This window comes from Actinopolyspora lacussalsi (assembly GCA_030803735.1).
GTDB classification, from domain to species: domain Bacteria; phylum Actinomycetota; class Actinomycetes; order Mycobacteriales; family Pseudonocardiaceae; genus Actinopolyspora; species Actinopolyspora lacussalsi.
In genome coordinates this window covers 4388935-4407731 of the sequence record JAURUC010000001.1, presented here as the reverse complement: position 1 = coordinate 4407731, position 18797 = coordinate 4388935, and the positions used below count along the sequence as shown (strand labels likewise).

Here is an 18797-nt window from a genome sequence, read left to right as displayed (position 1 = left end):
GCACCGCCCGAGGTCCCACGGCAGCCGGGTCGGGAGTCCGGCGACCGGGGACGGATCACCGCGTCGGGGAACGCTCCAGTCTGGCCAGGTCGAAGTAGCACCACGCCCAGTCCTCGTCCGGTTCCGCCGAGGCCACGATCGGATGCGAGCACGTGTCCGCGTGCGCACTGGCGTGCCGGTGCGGCGAAGAATCGCAGCACCCCACGTTGCCGCAGTGCAGACACGTCCGCAGGTGAACCCAGTCGCGCTCGCCGAGCCGCAGGCACTCGGTACAACCCGCCGAGGACGGCAGCACCGGCTCGATCTCGGTGGTGTGCGGACAGGCGGTGGCCGGATCGAATCGGAAGTCCACCGGGGTGTTCGGGTCCGGGTAACCGGCGGAATCGAGCCGCCCGAGCCGCCGCAGCACGGTGTCGGTCAGCGGGTGAGCCACGGCGCCGACGGTGTCGACGATCCGATCGACCCCGGCAGGCACGAGTTCCTCCGCACCGGCACGATCGGTCGGACGCACCACGATCGACGTCTCCGGTGCGAACCGCGCGACCACGGCGGCGATTCGGGCGGCCTGTTCCCCCGAGTTCTCGCAGATGACCACCAACCGCGCCGTCGCCAGCCCGGCCTCGTGCAGCACGTTGCCGTGCGTGGAGTCACCCCGCACCACCCGGTCGGCACGCTGCTCGGCGTCCGCGGCCAGCTCGGGGCCGAGCGTGATCACCACCACCGGAATGTCCCGCGCACGCAGCTCGGTGGTCAGCGCGGCGGCGACCTCTCCCCACCCGGAGACGATCACATGTCCTCCCACGGCGCCCTCCGGTTCCACCGCCGCCGTTTCCCCGGTGGGACGGCGCCGCCGCAGCACCTCGGCGAACCGTTCGCCGAGAGCGGCCAGCACAGGGGTGAGAATCATCAGCGTCACCGTCACGGCCACCAGTACCTGTTCGCCGTCGGCCCCCATCCCCAACGGCTCCACTCCGGCCGCGCGCCCAGCGCTCTGCAGCACGAACGAGAACTCACCGACCTGGGCGAGCAGGAATCCACCCGCCACCGCCGTGGGCAGCCCGACCCGCAGTGCCAACAACGCGACTCCGCCGGTGATCACCTTGAGCAGCACGACCGCGCAGGCCAGCAGCAGGATCAGCCACCACATCCGCAGCACGGCGCGCAGGTCCACCAGCATCCCGATGGAGACGAAGAACGTGGCGCTGAACAGGATCTGCAGCGGCAGCACCTCGCCGAGCGCGTGTGAACTGTGCTTGGACTCGCTGACCACGAGTCCCGCCAGGAAGGCACCGAGCGCCACGCTCACCCCGGCCAGCGAGGTCAGCCAGGCCGTTCCGAGACCGATGGCCACCACGGCCAGCAGGAAGACCTCGGGCGAGCAGGTCCGCGCCACGCGTTCCAGCAGTGGTGGCATCACCTTGCGCGCCACCACAAGCACCACCACCAGCACCACGAGCGCGGTTCCCAACGCACGCAGCAGCTCCAGCACCCCGCCGCCGGAGCCCGTGCCGAGCAGCGGCACGAGCAGCGCCATGACCACCACGGCCAGGTCCTGAAAGATCAACGTCGCGATCGAGGTCCCGCCCACCGTCGTGGTGGTGCGCCCCGACGAGGACAACACCTTGAGCACGATCGCGGTGGAGGACAGCGCCACGAGCAGCCCCGTGAGCAGCGCGGGACGCCACTCGACGCCGAAGAGCAGCGACACCGCCGTGGTGAGCCCTACGGTGAGCACGACCTGCAGCCCACCGCCCAGCAGCACGTAACGCCGTATCGAGGCCATGCGGTCCAGCGAGAACTCGATGCCGATGGTGAACAGCAGCAGCATCACACCGATGTCGGCCGCCGCGCGGACCACTTCGGAATCCGAGACCAGTCCGAGTTGATGCGGCCCGATCAACACCCCGGCCAACAGGAACCCCACGATGGGCACGATCCGCAGCCGGATGCTGAGGTAACCGATCAGTCCCGCGGCGCACAGCAGCGCCACGATCGGCCCCAGATAGCCGGTCGTCTCCCCGGCAGCGAGCACCATTCGTCCCACCTCGATTCCTTCCGGCCGGAAATCCCTGCTTACGCCAGGCACCGGCAGCTCGCACGCGGAGAAGGGTCCCGCTCGCCCGATCCCGCCCACCGGGACGGCTCGCGCGCGTCCCGCCACTGTCGCGGACATACCGCCGCTGGGAATCATCGCCGACTTCTCGGATGCGTAGCCGAAGCGCCCACGGGGTAACCCTCCACCACGACCCGCGAGGCGACACCGGGAGGAACGGGAATGGCCAACACCGCTCACTTCATCACGGCGACCGAGGACGACAACCCCGTCCTGACGGTGCGCGACGACCGGGGAGCCGAGGTGACCGAGCTGGAACTGCCACCGACGGTCTCGGGACCGGTAGAGGCCGACGACGAGCTGCTCGCCGCGGGCTGGTCGCGCAGCGCGGACTGGACCACCGCCGACGACGGTTGGGTGGCACCGGTCGTACCCGCATGAACACGTACCCCCGATCCGGCCGCACGAGCGTGCGGGAAGGAGATCCAGTGACGGCACGACTACCGATACCGGACTACGACGAGATGCCGCTCTCCACCCTGGGACATCGCATCCGCTCCCTGACCGAGGACGAGCTGAACACCCTGCTGGAGCACGAGCGGGCACACGCGGCTCGTGTTCCGGTGATCGAGCAGCTGACCGGCAGGCTGAACGAGCTGCGGCAGGGCGCGGAGCCCACTCCGGGGCCCGAGGAGGAGCCCTCCGACGTGCCGGGCCACAGCCGTTCGAGTTCGGAGGTGACCCCGGAGCCACCCCGCGGCAAGGGACGGCCGACCGCGCACGGTACCCGGTCTACGACCGGCAAGGGCATCGAACACGACTGAGCGACGCGAACAGCCGTGGTCCGCGGTCGCGTAACCGGCACGCGCGGCGGTCCTCACCCGGTGACGCCAATTTCTCGCGAAATTGACGCCGCCGGGACCGCTGTAGGGACGCGGCCATGCGGGTCGCAGCGGGTGTCCCCGGTGCAGCACTCCCAGCACTCCCGCGGGCCGAACTTCCGAGGTCCGAACTCCCACCGCCCTCGCCATCGGCACCGCAGCGTGTTCTCCCGTGCGGCTCTCGCGAGGACGGCCCCGACGTTGTGTAGATCGCTACCCGATGTCGGGGCACCCGCTCATGAGCCGTGCGCGAGGTTCCGCCGAGCGAGCAGCTACGAAAAGCGAGCCGAGGAACTCTCATCATCACCGGGAAGGAATATGCAGTGGCATCACTGGGGTTGGTCAGCGATCCGGACTTCCCTAGTCACATCGCCGGGTCGCTGGGCGGGGATCTGCCGGGGCTCCTGGATGAACAGTTCGACGAGGAGTCCGAGTGGTCGGTCGATGTGGTACGCGACCCGGTCGCGGCGGGCCGCAGCAGCGGCAAGGAGATCCTAGACGCGACCGAACGGCAGCGTAAGCTGCACGGCTGGGACTACGCGGTAGCGGTGACCGATCTGCCGCTGCGCAAGTCGGGGCATCCGGTACTGGCCGACATCGGCTCGGAGCACGAGCGGGTCGGAGTGATTTCGCTGCCCTCCCTCGGCGGGCTCCAACCGCAACGCCGGGCCAGGCAACTGCTGATCAGTGTGCTCGGCGAGTTGAACGGCTCGGAAAGAACCGACAGCGGGCTGCAGAGCGGAACGACCGAGTTGCTGGGTCCGATCCGGCGTGAGGGGGCCGACAGCGAGGCCATCGCGGTGCGGTACCGCTCCACGAGACGGCGCGGCAAACTCCGCCTGCTGTCCGGGATGGTTCGCAGTAACACGCCGTGGCGGCTGGTGTTGGGAATGTCCGGAGCCCTGGCCGCCGCGCTGGGCACCTCCATTTTCATGCTGACGTCGAGCACCATCTGGCAGATGGCGGACATGCTCGGTCCGTGGCGTCGAGGTGTGGTCCTGGTGGTGTCGGTGACTGTGATGACGGGGTGGCTGATAATCACACACAGCCTGTGGGAGAAACCGCGCTACACCGCCGACCGGGAACAGCGGATGCTGTACAACTCCTCCACCATTCTGACGATCATGATTGGTGTCGGATGCCTGTACGTGGTGTTGTTCGCCTTCAATCTGGCGGCGAGTCTGTTCCTGATCGACCCCGAACTGCTGAGCAGTACGCTCGGCGGCACGGCCGGAATCAGCAACTACCTGGGGTTGACGTGGTTGGTCACTTCGATGGGAGTTACGGCTGGGGCGCTGGGATCCGGCCTGGAGGACGACGCCACGGTGCGTCGCGCCGCTTACGGCTACCGCGAGGCACAGCGTCGGGCGAACCAGCAGCAGGCCGAGCAGCGGGATCAGGACGGTTAGTCGGATCAGGCGGGGAGCCGGGGCGAACCGGGCAGACCTCTCGGACACCGGGCGATGAAACGGAGCGCGCTCGGACGGAGCAGGGTGACGGGGAACGACCACGTGCGGAGCCGGGCGAAAGTCCGGATCGTGGTCAACCGCGGATGAGGTCGACCTGGATGAGTTCCTCGTCCAGGACGAGGCCGTCGATTGTTTTCCAGGCAAGGTCGGCGGTGAGCGCCGCACGGCCGAAGCGGGCGGCAAGAGCCAGACAGGAACGATCTCCCAAACTCAGTCCAGCCGCTCGTGTGTGCGGGTACAACCGCGCTGCCCTGCGCGCGTCGTCGGCGCCGAACGGTTCGATCCGCAGTCCCGTGGCCACGAGCATCTCGCCGATCCGCTCGGCGTCCCCGCTCTGTACTGTGAGCTTTTGCGAGACCTCCGACCAATTCACCGCCGAGATCACGGCGCCTGCGGCCAACTGCTCCGTCACGTGTTCGTGGCCGTCTTCACGGTAGGTCAGCGCCAACAGCGCCGACGCGTCGAGGACGACCATCAGTGCCCGCCCTCGATCTCGTGGAGCTCGACCGCCGCCTCGGAACGGCGGGTGGCGAGCAGATCGTCGACCACCGAGTCCGATTCCGTTCGTGCACCGAGTGCCATGTCCTGGATGCGTCGCACCATGTCAGCGCGTGGCTCTATGATGACTCTGCTTCCTTCGCTGTACTCGACCAGATCCGTTTCCGGCCCCCAGCCGAGTTCGTGCCGCAGCTGGGAGACGATTGACACTCTTCCCTGCGGGGTTAGTTTTACACTCGCACTTGTCATGGGTTCATTCTAATTGTCAGGTCAAATCTTTCCGTGTACCAAAAATGACCATGAGACACCTCGACCGGGAACGTTCCACAGCCGTAACCACTTCGTGTACCGATCACGGTCGGTGGCTGGCCGGAGCGGTACGCCGCCACTCGTAGAGCCGCTCGTGACTGCGGACCAGCCGCAGAAAGGTCGTCAGCCCGATCCCGCCGACCGCGTTGCCGAGGACCGTCCAGCCGAAGAACGCTATCCAGGATCCGTAGCCGTATCCCGCACCGGCGTGAATACCGCCGAAGATGAAAAGCGTGTCCAGCACGGAGTGGTACATGCTCAGGCCCGCCACCAGGAACGCCGTGGCCAGCGAGGCCAGCACCCGTGCGACGTCGTCATCGGTGCCGATACGCATCCTGGTCAACAGCGTCATCGTGCTGCCCGCCAGTACCGCCAGCAGGAAGGTACGCAGGTCGAAACCGGATTCGGCGAACTTCTCGCCGGTCTCGATCGCCACCGAGTGCAACCCGGGGAAGGCGACCACCACCATCCACATGCTCACCCAACCTCCCAGGAGGTTGCCCACCAGCGTCGCCAGCCAGAACCGGGCCAGCCGCCACCAGCCCGCCTCGCGGGCCAGCACCACGGCGATGGGCACCAGGAAGCCCTCGGTGAAGAGCTCGCTGTTGCCCAGCAGCAGCGCGATGAACCCGACTCCGAAGGCGAGCCCGGCCAACAGTTGGCTGCCGGTGGCCTGTTCGACGTAGAGGAAGGCGAGCACTCCGAGCGAGATCTCGACTCCGGCGATGGTGCCGCTCGCCAGCAGCTCGGGCATGGTCCGGAACAGTCTCGGTCTGCCCCGGGCGACGATGGTGTCGAAGGCGCGTTCGACCTCGTCCTCCCGCAGCGGGGCGTGACGGCCCTTGCTGTCCGTCCGGGACTGTTCCTCTTCCGACTCTCGTTCAGCCATGACTCTCCGAGGGGTTCGCTGGTGCGTGTCCTCCAGACCGGTACCCGAACAGCTCGCGGAGAAACCCGAACGACTCGCCGGGAGATCCGAACGACTCGCCGAGAAACACGGAGTTCGAACCGACAGCCGCTCGGGATACGCGTGCTCGCCGGACTCGAACCCTCGACAGGTCACCGCGACAGCGACAGGTCACCGCAACAGCTTGGCCAGCTCCGTCCGCGAACGCACTCCGAGATTGGCGAAGACGTTGCGCAGGTGGTGTTCGACGGTGCGGTCGCTGACGTAGAGCAGCTCGGCTATCTCCCGGTTCGTCGCACCCTCCGCCACGAGCCGGGAGATCTCGGCCTGCCGCGCGGTGAGTTCGTTCACCGCCCCCGATGAACGCGTGGGCACCGAGCGCCCGGTGGCGCGCAGCTCGGCACGCGCCCGCCGGGACCAGGGTTCGGCACCGTACTCGTCGAAGATGGCTCCCGCCTCGTCGAGCAGTTCGCGTGCCGCCGCCGGTTTGCGCGCACGCCGCAGCCTGCCCGCGTAGAGCAGTTCCGTCCGCGCCAGTTCGAGCGTCCCGCCGCTCTCGCGATGCGACTCGATGGCGGCGCGGAACCTCTCGTCGGCGTCGGCGGGTCGCTCTGCCAGCAGTGCGTGGCAGCGGTGGGACAGCGCCATTCGCGTGGTGCTGCGGGTGGAACTCACCCAGTGGTCGAAGGCGCCGAGCAGCCGCACGGCGTCGTCGGGTTCACCGCAGGAGACGGCGGCCTCCACGAAGTGCGGAGCCGCCAACACCCGCACCGCCGGGTTGAAGCCGCCGATACCGGAATCCATCAGCCGCAGCCGGTGAACGGCCCGCACCGGACGACCGTGCGCGAGCTCGGCGCACGCCGCGGCCCAGGAGCAGAAGGCATCGGGCCTCCCCAGTCCCCGGCTGAGCAGGCCGTGTTCGGTGGCCTGCTTGAGTCGGATCTCCACGGTCTCCGGTTCGCCGCGCAGCGCCGCCACCAGCGCCAGCAGCGCCAGGTGGTCGATCATCCGGTTGCGTTGGCCCAGTGCGCGGGAGATCCGCACTCCTTCCAGCGCGCTGCTCTCGGCCTCGGCGTAGCGCTCCAGCAACAGCGCCGACAGCGAGACGTAGACCGAGGCCCAGGGCAGCTGAACCGTTTCGCCCCGCTCCTCGGCGGTGCGCTGCGCACGGGTGGCCAACCGGTGGGAGACGGCCGGATCGCCCAGGGTGAACGCCGCGTTCCCCGCGAGGACGAGCGGAGCGGGTTCGGTGGCCCGATCAGCGAGTCGGATCACCTCCCGCAGCGCCGGGGCGGCGACCTCGTGCCGCCCTTGGAAGGTGGCCGACATCGCGGTGAAGTTGCGCAGTACCAGCGCGGTGTTTGGGGAGTCGTCGGGTCTTCGCAACCACTCGGCTCGGGAGGCGAGTTCGTAGTACTCGCGGTAGTCGCCCGTCACGCAGCAGGCGTCGCCCGCCAGCATCAACGCGGTGATCGCGAGTTCGCGGTCGGTGTCGAGCAGCGCGCTCGACGCGTCGGTGAGTTCGCGTACCGCCGTGGCCGGTTTGCCGTCGCACAGTTCGACACCCCCGTGCAGCAGATCGCGCATACCGCGCGCCCCGCTCGAGCGAACGAGCGTTCTGGCTCGGCGGGTCATCACCAGGGCACGTCGCGGCTCGCCCCCGGTCCAGGCGTCGTACCCCGCCGCTAGGATCCGGAGTCCCTTCGACTCGTCGTGGTGGCTCAACGCGGCCGCTCGCTCGTACAGCCGCGAAGCCCTGTCGTGCTCGCCGTCGCTCTCGGCCTCGTGGGCGGTGCGTTCCAGCTCGGTCGCGAGCCGTTCCGGGGAGTCCGCGCTCACCTCGGCACGGTGTCGCGGCGCGGGGGTGCGGTAACCGCCGCCTTCGAACCCCCGGGTGCCTTCGAGCTCCCGGGCGAGGGACAACCGGGCACGCCGCAACTCGCCGGGACAGGCGTCGGTTTCCAGGCAGCGTCGTCCGAGTTCACCGGCCGGTCGCGGCCCGCCCTCCCCCAACTCGACCAGGCCCGACCCCAGGACGGTCGACCACGCGTGCGGATCCGCCGCGGCGAGCGGTGCGGCGGCGAGCACGTCATCGTGGTCGAGCCTGTCGTGGACCACGGTCAGCATGACCAGTTCACGCGCGGAATCGGGCAGGCTCCACAGTCGACGCCGTGTCTCGCCGCGGAACCTTCCGTCGTGCGGTGGTACGAGAGGTGGCGGGGCGAGCCCGATCGACTGTCGCGCGGTGAGGGCGCGCGCGAACTCCACCAGGGCGAGCGGATTCCCCTCGGAGCTCGCGACGACCTCCTCGGCTACCTCGGGCGACGGCGGGAACCGGGCTTGCCCGTACAACAGCCGCATGCCGTCGGAGAAGTCCAGGGGCGCCAGCCGCGAACGGGGTATCCCGTCCAGCGGTTGTCCGGGGGCCTCGTGGACGGGCTCGGCGGTCAGCACCAGCAGCGCGGACAGTCGTTCGATCCTGCGCGCCAGCAGCGCGAGCACCCGCAGCGAGGGAGTGTCGAGCAGGTGAGCATCGTCCACCCGCAACAGCAGCGGGCCGTGATCGAGCAGCCGCCCCAGTTCCCGCCAGAGCCGTTGCCACGCCACGGGTTCGGTCTCGTCGATCGGGAACTCGGGAAGGGGTGGGCTGCCGTGCGGCGGGGAGATCCGGTTCAGCCCGGCGAACGGGATGTCGCGCTCGGCCCGGACACCGGTCAGGTCCAACGTCGGCTGTCCCGTCTCGACGGACAACTGTTCGAGCAGCACCGTTTTGCCGCTGCCGTAAGCACCTTCGACCACCATCGCGGCTCCGCCGCGCGCCCGCCGATCGGCCGTGCGGCGCAGCGCGGCAAGCACTGAGCTGCGGCTCTGCAACCGGATCGGTGACCCGGTCTCCGCGGTGATCCCGACCGACATGGCCACAGTGTGAACCGTGAGTAACACCACGAAAAGACGCAACAGGACGAAAATCGACAACATCGTTCGCGTCCGGGAAGACGGTTCTCGAAGACGCTCGCCGGAACACTGGTGATTTCACCGATGTGTCCACCCCGCCATCCGTCACAGACTCGTCGCGTCCTGTCCGAGATCGCAGAGGAGGACTCATGCGCAGGATACTCGGCGTACTGCTGGCGACTGCCGCGATGGCGGCGTTCGGTTCCTTCGGGGTGGCCAACGCGGCCGGTCCGAACCCGGTGGTGTTCGTGCACGGCTACACCGGCAGCGCCTCCAACTGGACCACCGCCGAGGCGCAGTTCAGGCTGAGCGGCTACTCCAGCTCCGAGCTGCACGCCTTCGAGTACGACTGGACCCAGTCGAACGAGCAGAGCGCGGCCGAGCTCGCCTCGTACGTGGACAACGTGCTCGCCGAGACCGGTGCGAACAAGGTCGACATCGTCAACCACTCGATGGGCGGCCTCGTCACCCGCTGGTACATGAAGGAGCTCGGCGGCCACACCGACGTGGCGAACTGGGCCTCGCTGGCCGGGGCGAACCAGGGCACCACATCCGCGAGCACGTGCCTGATCTACGCCTCCTGCCGGGAGATGACGCCCGGTTCGGACTTCGAGCAACAGCTCAACTCCGGTGACTGGACTCCCGGCGACTCCGACTACGCCACCTGGTACTCCCCCACCGACGGAGTCATCATCCCCTACACCAACACCCGGGTGCTGGGCGCGGACAACAACCACGTGGTCGGCCAGACCCACATCGGTTTCCTGACCGACACCAGCGTGCTCGGTGAGGTCATCGACTTCTTCGAGGAGTGAGGAAACCGGTAACGGGCGATCCTCCGGGATCGGCCCGACCCGGCGCCGAGGAATCCCGCCGTCGACCGATGTGCCCACCCCCGCACCGAGGGTGACGACGGGATATCCGGACACGCCGAAAGCTCCACCGGTGCCGCGCACGGCCCACGCCGTGCGCGGCACCTTCACGTGTGCTCGGGCTTTTAGCCGCGGCCGGACACCCACGGCTGGACACACCACGTGGCAGGGCGGGTACTTTCGAATCATGGACGATTCCGGTGTTTGCTGGGCCGACGGCCCGCTGCTCGCCTTCGATCTGGAGACCACGGGCGTCGATACGGACACGGACCGCATCGTGACCGCGACGCTGATCTCGATCGTTCCGGGACGCGATCCCGTGTCCAGCAACTGGCTCGCGGACCCCGGCATCGAGATCCCGGAGGAGTCCAGCGAGGTGCACGGCATCACAACCGAGCACGCGCGCAGCCATGGCAGGCCCGCGGCAGCGGTGGTGGACGAGTTGGCTACCACGCTGTCGGAGTCGTGGGGACCGAGCACCCCGCTGATCGCGTTCAACGCGAGCTTCGACCTCTCCGTGCTGCACGCGGAGCTGCGCAGGCACCACGACCGTGAACTGCCGGTCGCCGGACCGGTTGTCGACCCGTTCTGCATCGACCGGCAGCTCGACCGGTACCGCAAGGGCAAGCGGACGCTCGGGGCGTTGTGCGAGCACCACGGGGTGCGCGCCGACGGTGCGCACACCTCCGACGGGGACGCGCTCGCCGCGGCGAGGCTGGCATGGCGGCTGGCCAAGAGTTACCCCGAGCGGATCGGCGAGGTCTCCCTGGAGCGACTGCACGACAACCAGGTCGGCTGGTACCGGGAACAGACCAGGAACTTCGCGGACTACCTGGACAGACAGGCGGGCAAGGCCTCGGAAACCGCCGAGGCGGAAAGACTGCGGCAGCGCGCGGCGCGGGTTCGCGAGGACGCGGACTCCTGGCCCGTGCGCGCACGTCCGGAACCGAGCACCGTCGCAGGGGCGTGAGCATGCCGGAACGTCACTGGCTGGACGTGCCGTTCGCCGAGAAGGACGAGGCCAAAGCGCTGGGCGCTCGTTGGGACCCGAGCGCGAAACGCTGGTACGCGCCCCGGGAGGGGATGTCGGCGCTGCGCCGCTGGGAGGCGCAGCCGGAGGTGCCGGAGCTGCTTCCCGGTGAGGACAGGGAATTCGGCACCGGCCTGTTCGTGGACCTCGTTCCCTCGTCCTGCTGGTTCACCAACGTGCGTTCGTGCGTCACCGCCGGGGACTGGGAAAGGCTGCGGCGGATGATCGTGCGCCGCGCCGGGGCCACGTGCGAGATCTGCGGAGCGCGGGAGGATCGTTCGATCCCCCGCCGGCTGGAGGCGCACGAGCGGTGGGCCTACGACGAGAACGAAGCGGTGCAGGCACTGCGGCGGTTGATCTGCCTGTGCGACGCCTGCCACACCGTCACCCACTTCGGACTGGCGCGCATACGTGGTCTGGCGGAGACCGCACTGGAACACCTGTGTGCCGTCAACGGGTGGAGCCGCGACGACGCCGAGGAGCACATCGCCGGGATGTTCGAACTGTGGCACCGGCGTTCCACCCGCGAGTGGCGGTTGGACCTGAGCATGCTCACCGAGGCCGGAATCACCGTCGTGCCACCTCCTGACGCCGAGCAGCGACCGGACATCGCCAGGCGTCGCCTGGACGGATCGGGACGATCGGGCTGACTGGGAGTTGTGGCTCGGTGCCGCCGACCCTAGACTCGGCGCCATGCCCCGGGTTTCGAAGCTGGTCCGGTATCCGATCAAGGGGTGTGCCGGTAACTCGTTGAGCGGTGTCGACCTGACGCCGAACGGGCCGCGTCACGACCGCGCGTTCATGGTCACCGACGAGAACGGGGTGTTCCGCACGCAGCGCGGGAGTCCGGCGCTGGCGAGGGTCCGTCCCGAGATCGACCACGACGGCGGACTGCTCACCCTTCGCCGCGATGGGTTCGAGGAGCTGATCCTCGGAGTGGACACCGAACCGCCGCGCCGTGAGGTGACGCTGCACGGGATGAGCTACCGGGGGATCGACCAGGGCGAGGAAGCGGCGGAGTGGTTCTCCGAGGTGATCGGTGCCCACTGTCGACTGGTGTGCGTTCCTCCGGAGCACGAGCGCACCACCGACGGGCTCACACCGGGGACCTCCGCCTACGCCGACAGCTGCCCGCTGCTGGTGCTGTCGGAGTCCACTCTGGAGGAGTTGAACGACAGGCTGGCAGCGAGGGGCGAGTCAGGGCTGTCGATGGACCGGTTCCGAGCGAACATCGTGATCTCCGGTTGGCAGCGGCCCCACACGGAAGACCTGGCACGACGGGTCACCATCGGCGAGACCGAACTGGGCTACGCCAAACCCGCGAAACGTTGCGGGGTCACCAGGGTCGATCAGCGGTCCGGCGTCAAGACGGGTCCCGAACCGATAAGGACACTGGCCGAGTACCGGACCTCCGCCACCCGAACCGGCGTGTTCCTGGGAAGCAAGTTCGCGGTGCTGCGCACGGGGAAGCTCTCGCTGGGTGACGAGGTCCTCGTCGACGTGTGGGGCGAATCGGAGCTGTGACCGCGTCGCTCGACGGATCGTCGAGCATCTCCCGCACCGTTGGGTGAAAACGCCGGCTCGACGAAATCGCCCTTCGGCCTCCGGTTTGATCGCGGTACCGAGCGGCCGGTCAGGAGGCGTCGGCCCGACCGGACTCGTCGTGCGGCGGGTCATCCGGCGCGGTGTCCGTGTGCAGCGCCAGCCGATCGAGGGAGATGTTCAGCACTCCGGCCAGTGCGGCGATGGTGAAGAAGGCCGGCGTCGGTATGCGTCCGGTCTCGATCTTTCGCAGCGTCTCCACCGAGATCCCGGCTTTCTCGGCCGTACGGTTCATGCTCTCCGGCCCGCGAGCGGCGCGGATCATCGCACCGAGCCTGCGGCCCCGGTCCATCTCGTCGGAACTTAGTGGCACTCGTACCATGCACCCAATAATAATACCGGTATTGTTATTGGAAACAGCGCGGCACGAGGAGAAGACAACGTGATCGAACTGAAGACGCCCGGACAGATCGCGAACATGCGGGCGGCCGGGAGAGTCGTGGGGCAGGCCCTGCGGGAGGCCCGCCGGAACGCCCGGGTGGGCACGACTCCGCTGGAACTGGACCGCACCGCCGAGGCGGTCATCAACGACGCCGGGGCGGTACCGGCGTTTCGGGGATACCAACCCTCCGGGGCGCCGACACCGTTCCCCGGGGTCATCTGCGCGAGCGTCAACGACGCGGTGGTGCACGGCATCCCCGACGACACGGAACTGGCCGACGGCGACCTGGTCAGCATCGACTGCGGCGCCTTCGTGGCCGGGTGGTGCGGCGACGCCGCGATCAGCTTCACGGTCGGCTCGGCGGACCCCGCCGACGAGCAGCTGATCGACTCGACCGAGGCCGCGCTGCGGCGTGGCATCGAGGCCGCCCTCGTGAGCGCGAAGCTCGGCGACATCGCCCACGCCATCGGGGCACCGGCACGCGCGGAAGGCTACGGACTACTGGCCGACCACGGCGGCCACGGCATAGGGCGCGCCATGCACGAGCCACCCCACGTGCCGAACGAGGGACGGCCAGACCGAGGCTTCCGGCTGCGTCCCGGCCTGGTCCTGGCGATCGAGCCGATGCTGCTCTCCGGGGGGCGTGACCACTACCGCACCGACCCGGACGGCTGGACGCTCCGAACCGCCGACGGCGCCCGGGCCGCCCACTGCGAGCACACGGTGGCCGTCACCGAGGACGGGCCGGTGGTGCTGACCGAGCCGTGAACCCCGCGCCATCACGGATATATACTGACAGATATTGACATCTGTCATTGCATGATTGATAGTAGAAGGTATGCAACGACACGCACTCGGCGACACCGGACCCGAGGTCTCCACGCTCGGCCTCGGCCTGATGGGCATGTCCGACTTCTACGGACCCGCCGACACACAAGAGAGCCACGCCACCATCGACGCCGCCGTCGAAGCGGGCATCAACCTGCTGGACACCGGCGACTTCTACGGCAGCGGGCACAACGAACTGCTGCTGCGCGAGGCACTGCGGCGGCACGACCGCGACTCGCTGGAGATCAGCGTCAAGTTCGGGGCGATGCGGGACCCGGAGGGCGGGATCGTCGGATTCGACGGCAGTCCCGCCGGGGTGAAGAACTCGCTGGCCCAGACCCTGCAACGGCTGGGTACCGACCACGTCGACATCTACCGCCCGGCCAGGCTCGACCCCCGTGTTCCGATCGAGGACACCATCGGTGCGATCTCGGAGATGGTCGAGGCGGGCTACGTCCGCCACATAGGACTGTCCGAGATGGGCCCCGAGACCATCCGGCGAGCCGCCGCGGTACACCCGATCGTGGATCTGCAGATCGAGTACTCGCTGATCTCGCGGAGCATCGAGCGGTCGATCCTGCCGACCTGCCGGGAACTCGGCATCGGCATCACCGCCTACGGCGTGCTCTCGCGGGGGCTGATCTCCGGGCACTGGAGCAGGGACACCCAGCAGGAGGACGCACGCAGCCACTACCCCCGGTTCCAGGGCGAGAACCTGGAGCGCAACCTGGAGCTCGTCGAGCAGCTGCGCTCGATCGCGCGGGAGAAGGGCGTCGAGGTCGCGCAGGTGGCGATCGCCTGGGTGCTGGCACAGGGCTCGGACATCGTGCCGCTGATCGGTGCCCGTCGCCGCGACCGACTGACCGAGGCACTGGGTGCCCTGGACTTCGAGCTCTCCTCCGACGAGCTGGCCGCGATCGAGCGCGCGGTACCGCCGGAGGCCGTGGCCGGACAGCGTTACGACGAGGGGGGCATGGCACTGCTCGACAGCGAGCGGGACTCCGAGGACGGCTCCTCGTGAGCGAAGCACTCACCGCCGAACGGATCCTCGAAGCGGCTGAGGAGACCCTCCGCCGCTTCGGACCCGGCAAGACGACCGTGGTGGACGTGGCCCGCGCCCTGGGTGTCAGCCACGGCAGCGTGTACCGGCACTTCCCGACGAAGGCCGCGCTGCGCGACGCCGTGGCCGAGCGCTGGCTGGAGCGGGTCAACACGCCGCTGCGACCGTTGATCACCGCCGACGGCTCGGCCACCGAACGGCTCAGGAACTGGCTGGAACAGCTGAGCAAGACCAAACGCCGCATGGCGCGGGAGGACCCGGAACTGTTCGCGACCTACCACGCGCTGGCCACGGAGTCGCGGGAGGTGATCAGGGTGCACCTGGAGACGCTGGCCGGGATGGTCGCGCGAATCATCTCCGACGGCGTTTCCCGCGGCGAGTTCGAGGTCGAGGAGCCGCACCGCGCCGCGCGGGCTGTGCTGACGGCCACCGCGCGGTTCCACAATCCCGCACACGCCTCGGAGTGGGACGAGCCGGAGCTCGACGCGGAGTTCGAGGAGGTATGGGCACTGCTGCTGCTGGGCTTGGCGAGCGGACGTCGCTAGGTCACGCTCGGCTCGGCTTTCCGGGGGTGTCGCTCGGCGGACCCCACTCCCGGCTCGGGGCCGAGCACTATCGGCCCCGACGTCGCGTCACTTGGTTGTGCACAACCGACTGTTATGCTGCGTACGTGTCGGACCGAACGGACGAAGCGTGGGAATCCGGCGGCGAATCACCTCCCGCGGATTCCGAACAGCTGCTGCGGTTGGAACGCCAGCTGTGCTTCGTGCTGCACGCCACCTCCCGCGCGTTCGACACGCTGTACCGGCCGGTGCTGGCGGAGCTCGGACTGACCTATCCGCAGTACCTGGTGATGCTCGCGGTTTGGGAACACGGCGAACGCAGCGTCAAGGAGCTGGGGAGATCGTTGCGGCTGGACTCCGGAACGCTTTCCCCGCTGCTCAAGCGGCTGGAGAAGGCGGGGTTCGTACGGCGGGAGCGCAGTCCGGACGACGAACGCTCGGTGGTGGTGCGGCCCACCGAGGAGGGCATCGCGCTGCGCGAGCGGGCCGGTGACATTCCACGACGGATTCTCAGCGCCACGGGGCTGGACGAACAGCAGCTCGGCGAGCTGCACAGCGCGCTGAACAGCGTCACCTCGGCCCTGGACAAGGCCGCCGAGGAGATCGACCGGCAGGATTGAGCGGACTCCCACCGGTCCGAGGCTTTCCGCCGTTCCACGACTTTCCACCGTTCCGATCCGCACCGGCACTCGACAACCCCGCGAGGGGTTTCCGCCCCGAGCTCGGTTGGTGTCGATTTCGCGAGTGTTCTCGCTGCCGAGCTCCCACCACGCCCGCGACCGGCGCCGCCGCGAGTTCTCTCGGGGTGCTCTCGCGAGGAAGGCCCGACGTTGTGTAGGTCGCTGTCGCTACCCGAGGTCGGGCCTCACCGCAGCGAGAGCCCGCGAGAGGTTCCGCTACCCGCGCCGCTACGGCAGCCGAGCCGCTCCTGCCCCAGAGTTATCACCGCCTGCGGCGCAGCTCCTTGCGCTCCAGGTCCGGCGGGGTCCAGCCGACATCGGCCGGGTTGAGCGTGGTTCCGGGCGGCACGATCTCGTCGATGCGGTCCAGTGTCGCCGCGTCGAGGCGGATGTCCGCCGCGCCGAGCTGGGACTCCAGCTGCTCCATGGTGCGCGGGCCGATGATCGGCGCGGTCACCGCGGGGTGGCTGAGCACGAACGCCAGCGCCAGGTCCACGAGCGTGATCCCGGAGTCGGCGGCCAGTCGCGCCAGCTCCTCGACGGCGTCGAGCTTGCGCACGTTGTCGGGCTTGCTCGGGTCGAACCGGTCGGGCATGAAGTTGGCCCGGTGGGTGTTCGGCGCGTCCTGTCCCCGTCGGTACTTGCCGGAGAGCCAACCACCGGACAGCGGGCTCCACGGGAGCACCCCCATGCCGTACTCGCGGGCCACTGGCAGCACGTCGGCCTCGATTCCCCTGGTCAGGATCGAGTAGGGCGGCTGCTCGGTGACGAACCGCTCCCGCACGCGCTGCTCGGCCACCCAGTGGGATTCCACGATCCGGTGAGCGGGGAACGTGGAACAGCCCGCGTAGCGGATCTTGCCGTCCCGGATCAGGTCGGTCAGCGCACCCAGCGTCTCGTCGATGTGGGTGTCGGGATCGGGCCGGTGGATCTGGTAGAGATCGATGTGGTCGGTATCCAGCCTGCGCAGGCTGTTCTCCACCTCGCGGACGATCCAGCGGCGCGAGTTGCCGCGCCGGTTGGGATCCTCGCCCATCGGGGCGTGCGCCTTGGTCGCCAGCACGACGTCGTCCCTGCGCCCGTCGGCGAGGGCCTTGCCGACGATCTCCTCCGACTCGCCGTGCGAGTACACATCGGCGGTGTCGATGAAGTTGATGCCCGCGTCCAGCGCGCGGTGGATGATTCGAATCGAGTCGTCGTGATCGGGATTGCCCCAGGCACCGAAGTTCATGGCGCCCAGGCACAGCGGGCTGACCTTGACTCCGGTCCTACCGAGTGAAACGTGGTCCACGGGTGCGGTCCTCTCCTGTCATCGCTCGTTCCGGTCGGTTCTGCCGGTGGTCACCAACGGTTCGTGCGTGTCGCGGCCGATCGTGCGGCCCCGCTCGGTGGCGAACACCGGCGGGGCGGAACGGCACGGCCCCGGCGAGCCGACAGTACTCCAGCCGATCACGACAATCCTTCCCACGGAAGCCTCGTGGCCCGTGAGTCGTTCTCCCCGATCGCCAGACCGCGATATCAATTTTACGCAATACAAACTTGGTAATTTAAGTTGTGTACAATGAAAGTTGGTATCGCCCGCGAGACGAAGCGGACGAGGTCCGAACCGAACCACGACCCCGGGAGAACAAGCAGTTGGCACCGCCCGAGACAGCACGAGAAGTACGGCTCGCCGAACGCCCCAGCGGGTGGCCCACCGACAGGACCTTCGAGACCGCCACCGTGCCGGTGAGCGAACCGGCCGCCGGGCAACTGCTGGTGCGCAACCTGGTGATGAGCGTCGACCCGGCCATGCGCGGCCAGATGGACGACCGCCCCTCCTACGTGGCCCCCTTCCAGGTCGGTGAACCGCTGACCGGCGCGGCGGTCGGCGAGGTGGTCGCCTCCGAGGCCGAGGGCTTTCAGCCCGGTGACCTCGTGATGCACGTGCTCGGCTGGCGCGAGTACGCCGTGCTCGACGCCGGGGCCGCGAGGCGGTTGGACCCGGAGCTGGCCGAACCCAACGCGTTCCTCGGCGTACTCGGCGCACCCGGACTGACCGCCTACACCGGACTGTTCGAGATCACCGGGCTGCGCGAGACCGACGTCGTGTTCATCTCCGGGGCGGCCGGCGCGGTCGGCTCCATCGCCGGACAGCTCGCCAAGCTGCACGGCGCACGCCGGGTCGTCGGCAGCGCCGGATCGGACGAGAAGGTCCGACACCTCACCGAGGACCTCGGATTCGACGCGGCCTTCAACTATAAGCGGGGACCGGTTCAACAGCAGCTGGCCGAAGCCGCCCCCGACGGGATCGACGTCTACTTCGACAACGTCGGCGGCGACCACCTGGAAGCCGCGATCCACACCATGAACGACTTCGGCCGCATCGCGATGTGCGGCGCGATCTCGCAGTACAACGAGGTCGACGCGCAGCCGGGACCGCGCGGCATGTTCCAGATGGTCAGCAAACGGCTCACCGCGCGCGGCTTCATCGTCATCGACCACTTCGACAAGTACCCGGAGTTCATGACCGAGGTCGGCGGCTGGCTGCGTCAGGGACGCATCCGCTACGAGGAGACCGTGCTGCACGGTCTGGACAGAGCACCCGAGGCGTTCCTCGGCATGATGCGCGGCGAGAACACCGGCAAGATGCTGGTCGACCTGCGCTGAGCAAACCCGCTCACCGACGAATCGTGAAATCGACAACCCACCTTCATCCGGAGTTCGCA

General features: G+C 68.6%; 19 protein-coding genes. 12 read left to right on the top strand and 7 right to left on the bottom strand.

Going from position 1 to position 18797, the window contains the following annotated elements; genetic code table 11:
* Window positions 1–55 precede the first annotated feature (55 nt).
* On the bottom strand, window positions 56–2173 hold the full coding sequence (locus J2S53_RS19610; protein WP_456242217.1) for a cation:proton antiporter domain-containing protein: 2118 nt from the start codon (window positions 2171–2173) through the stop codon (window positions 56–58).
* Between the two features lie 102 nt (window positions 2174–2275).
* On the opposite strand from J2S53_RS19610, the gene J2S53_RS19605 reads away from it, so the two are divergent.
* From J2S53_RS19605 to J2S53_RS19595, 3 genes are all read left to right on the top strand, one after another.
* The gene (locus J2S53_RS19605) at window positions 2276–2494 is read left to right on the top strand and encodes a hypothetical protein (protein WP_092974453.1); all 219 of its coding nucleotides are present in this window, start codon (window positions 2276–2278) and stop codon (window positions 2492–2494) included.
* 47 nt (window positions 2495–2541) lie between these two features.
* The gene (locus J2S53_RS19600; protein WP_456242216.1) at window positions 2542–2877 is read left to right on the top strand and encodes a hypothetical protein; all 336 of its coding nucleotides are present in this window, start codon (window positions 2542–2544) and stop codon (window positions 2875–2877) included.
* A gap of 380 nt (window positions 2878–3257) precedes the next feature.
* A complete protein-coding gene (locus J2S53_RS19595) occupies window positions 3258–4343 on the top strand; it encodes a hypothetical protein (RefSeq protein WP_456242215.1) in 1086 nt (361 codons plus the stop codon).
* Window positions 4344–4476: 133 nt separating this feature from the next.
* On the opposite strand, the gene J2S53_RS19590 is transcribed toward J2S53_RS19595, so the two are convergent.
* From J2S53_RS19590 to J2S53_RS19575, 4 genes are all read right to left on the bottom strand, one after another.
* The gene (locus J2S53_RS19590; protein WP_456242214.1) at window positions 4477–4878 is read right to left on the bottom strand and encodes a type II toxin-antitoxin system VapC family toxin; all 402 of its coding nucleotides are present in this window, start codon (window positions 4876–4878) and stop codon (window positions 4477–4479) included.
* Window positions 4878–5111: a hypothetical protein gene (locus J2S53_RS19585; RefSeq protein WP_456242213.1), complete on the bottom strand. Its 234-nt coding sequence runs from the start codon at window positions 5109–5111 to the stop codon at window positions 4878–4880. The genes J2S53_RS19590 and J2S53_RS19585 overlap by 1 nt, the downstream gene beginning before the upstream one ends.
* A gap of 142 nt (window positions 5112–5253) precedes the next feature.
* On the bottom strand, window positions 5254–6099 hold the full coding sequence (locus J2S53_RS19580; RefSeq protein ID WP_456242212.1) for a formate/nitrite transporter family protein: 846 nt from the start codon (window positions 6097–6099) through the stop codon (window positions 5254–5256).
* Between the two features lie 189 nt (window positions 6100–6288).
* Window positions 6289–9033, bottom strand: coding sequence for a LuxR C-terminal-related transcriptional regulator (locus J2S53_RS19575; protein WP_456242211.1), 2745 nt, complete (start codon window positions 9031–9033; stop codon window positions 6289–6291).
* Window positions 9034–9221: 188 nt separating this feature from the next.
* Here J2S53_RS19575 and J2S53_RS19570 point away from each other — a divergent pair, with 188 nt between their 5' ends.
* From J2S53_RS19570 to J2S53_RS19555, 4 genes are all read left to right on the top strand, one after another.
* Window positions 9222–9887, top strand: coding sequence for an esterase/lipase family protein (locus J2S53_RS19570; RefSeq protein ID WP_456242210.1), 666 nt, complete (start codon window positions 9222–9224; stop codon window positions 9885–9887).
* A gap of 244 nt (window positions 9888–10131) precedes the next feature.
* Entirely contained in the window at window positions 10132–10914 is a 783-nt protein-coding gene (locus J2S53_RS19565; protein WP_456242209.1) for an exonuclease domain-containing protein, read from the top strand.
* 2 nt (window positions 10915–10916) lie between these two features.
* Window positions 10917–11624 carry a DUF5710 domain-containing protein gene (locus J2S53_RS19560; RefSeq protein ID WP_456242208.1) on the top strand — a complete coding sequence of 236 codons (708 nt, stop codon included), beginning with the start codon at window positions 10917–10919 and terminating at the stop codon, window positions 11622–11624.
* A 43-nt stretch (window positions 11625–11667) separates the two neighbouring features.
* Window positions 11668–12498, top strand: coding sequence for an MOSC domain-containing protein (locus J2S53_RS19555; RefSeq protein ID WP_456242207.1), 831 nt, complete (start codon window positions 11668–11670; stop codon window positions 12496–12498).
* A 109-nt stretch (window positions 12499–12607) separates the two neighbouring features.
* Here the strand turns inward: J2S53_RS19555 and J2S53_RS19550 are convergent, their stop codons facing one another.
* Entirely contained in the window at window positions 12608–12898 is a 291-nt protein-coding gene (locus J2S53_RS19550; RefSeq protein ID WP_456242206.1) for a helix-turn-helix domain-containing protein, read from the bottom strand.
* Window positions 12899–12958: 60 nt separating this feature from the next.
* On the opposite strand from J2S53_RS19550, the gene map reads away from it, so the two are divergent.
* The 4 genes from map to J2S53_RS19530 all read left to right on the top strand — a co-directional run bounded on the left by map (window position 12959) and on the right by J2S53_RS19530 (window position 16029).
* Complete coding sequence (gene map / locus J2S53_RS19545; protein WP_456242205.1) at window positions 12959–13726, top strand: type I methionyl aminopeptidase; 768 nt, start codon at window positions 12959–12961, stop codon at window positions 13724–13726.
* Window positions 13727–13796: 70 nt separating this feature from the next.
* Window positions 13797–14807 carry an aldo/keto reductase gene (locus J2S53_RS19540; protein WP_456242204.1) on the top strand — a complete coding sequence of 337 codons (1011 nt, stop codon included), beginning with the start codon at window positions 13797–13799 and terminating at the stop codon, window positions 14805–14807.
* Window positions 14804–15391, top strand: coding sequence for a TetR family transcriptional regulator (locus J2S53_RS19535; RefSeq protein WP_456242203.1), 588 nt, complete (start codon window positions 14804–14806; stop codon window positions 15389–15391). Before J2S53_RS19540 ends, J2S53_RS19535 begins: the two co-directional genes overlap by 4 nt.
* Before the next feature lie 125 nt (window positions 15392–15516).
* Window positions 15517–16029 carry a MarR family winged helix-turn-helix transcriptional regulator gene (locus tag J2S53_RS19530; protein ID WP_130469096.1) on the top strand — a complete coding sequence of 171 codons (513 nt, stop codon included), beginning with the start codon at window positions 15517–15519 and terminating at the stop codon, window positions 16027–16029.
* 322 nt (window positions 16030–16351) lie between these two features.
* On the opposite strand, the gene J2S53_RS19525 is transcribed toward J2S53_RS19530, so the two are convergent.
* Entirely contained in the window at window positions 16352–17380 is a 1029-nt protein-coding gene (locus J2S53_RS19525; protein ID WP_456242202.1) for an aldo/keto reductase, read from the bottom strand.
* Between the two features lie 344 nt (window positions 17381–17724).
* Here J2S53_RS19525 and J2S53_RS19520 point away from each other — a divergent pair, with 344 nt between their 5' ends.
* Window positions 17725–18738, top strand: a complete 1014-nt coding sequence (locus J2S53_RS19520; protein WP_456242201.1) for an NADP-dependent oxidoreductase — start codon at window positions 17725–17727, stop codon at window positions 18736–18738.
* Window positions 18739–18797: the final 59 nt, after the last annotated feature.

Excerpts from the sequence above, each read along its gene's own strand:
- J2S53_RS19610 (WP_456242217.1), bottom strand. The coding sequence starts at position 2,173 with ATGTCCGCGACAGTGGCGGGACGCGCGCGAGCCGTCCCGGTGGGCGGG.
- J2S53_RS19605 (WP_092974453.1), top strand. The coding sequence starts at position 2,276 with ATGGCCAACACCGCTCACTTCATCACGGCGACCGAGGACGACAACCCC.
- J2S53_RS19590 (WP_456242214.1), bottom strand. The coding sequence starts at position 4,878 with ATGGTCGTCCTCGACGCGTCGGCGCTGTTGGCGCTGACCTACCGTGAA.
- J2S53_RS19580 (WP_456242212.1), bottom strand. The coding sequence starts at position 6,099 with ATGGCTGAACGAGAGTCGGAAGAGGAACAGTCCCGGACGGACAGCAAG.
- J2S53_RS19575 (WP_456242211.1), bottom strand. The coding sequence starts at position 9,033 with ATGTCGGTCGGGATCACCGCGGAGACCGGGTCACCGATCCGGTTGCAG.
- J2S53_RS19570 (WP_456242210.1), top strand. The coding sequence starts at position 9,222 with ATGCGCAGGATACTCGGCGTACTGCTGGCGACTGCCGCGATGGCGGCG.
- J2S53_RS19565 (WP_456242209.1), top strand. The coding sequence starts at position 10,132 with ATGGACGATTCCGGTGTTTGCTGGGCCGACGGCCCGCTGCTCGCCTTC.
- J2S53_RS19560 (WP_456242208.1), top strand. The coding sequence starts at position 10,917 with ATGCCGGAACGTCACTGGCTGGACGTGCCGTTCGCCGAGAAGGACGAG.
- J2S53_RS19555 (WP_456242207.1), top strand. The coding sequence starts at position 11,668 with ATGCCCCGGGTTTCGAAGCTGGTCCGGTATCCGATCAAGGGGTGTGCC.
- J2S53_RS19550 (WP_456242206.1), bottom strand. The coding sequence starts at position 12,898 with ATGGTACGAGTGCCACTAAGTTCCGACGAGATGGACCGGGGCCGCAGG.
- J2S53_RS19540 (WP_456242204.1), top strand. The coding sequence starts at position 13,797 with ATGCAACGACACGCACTCGGCGACACCGGACCCGAGGTCTCCACGCTC.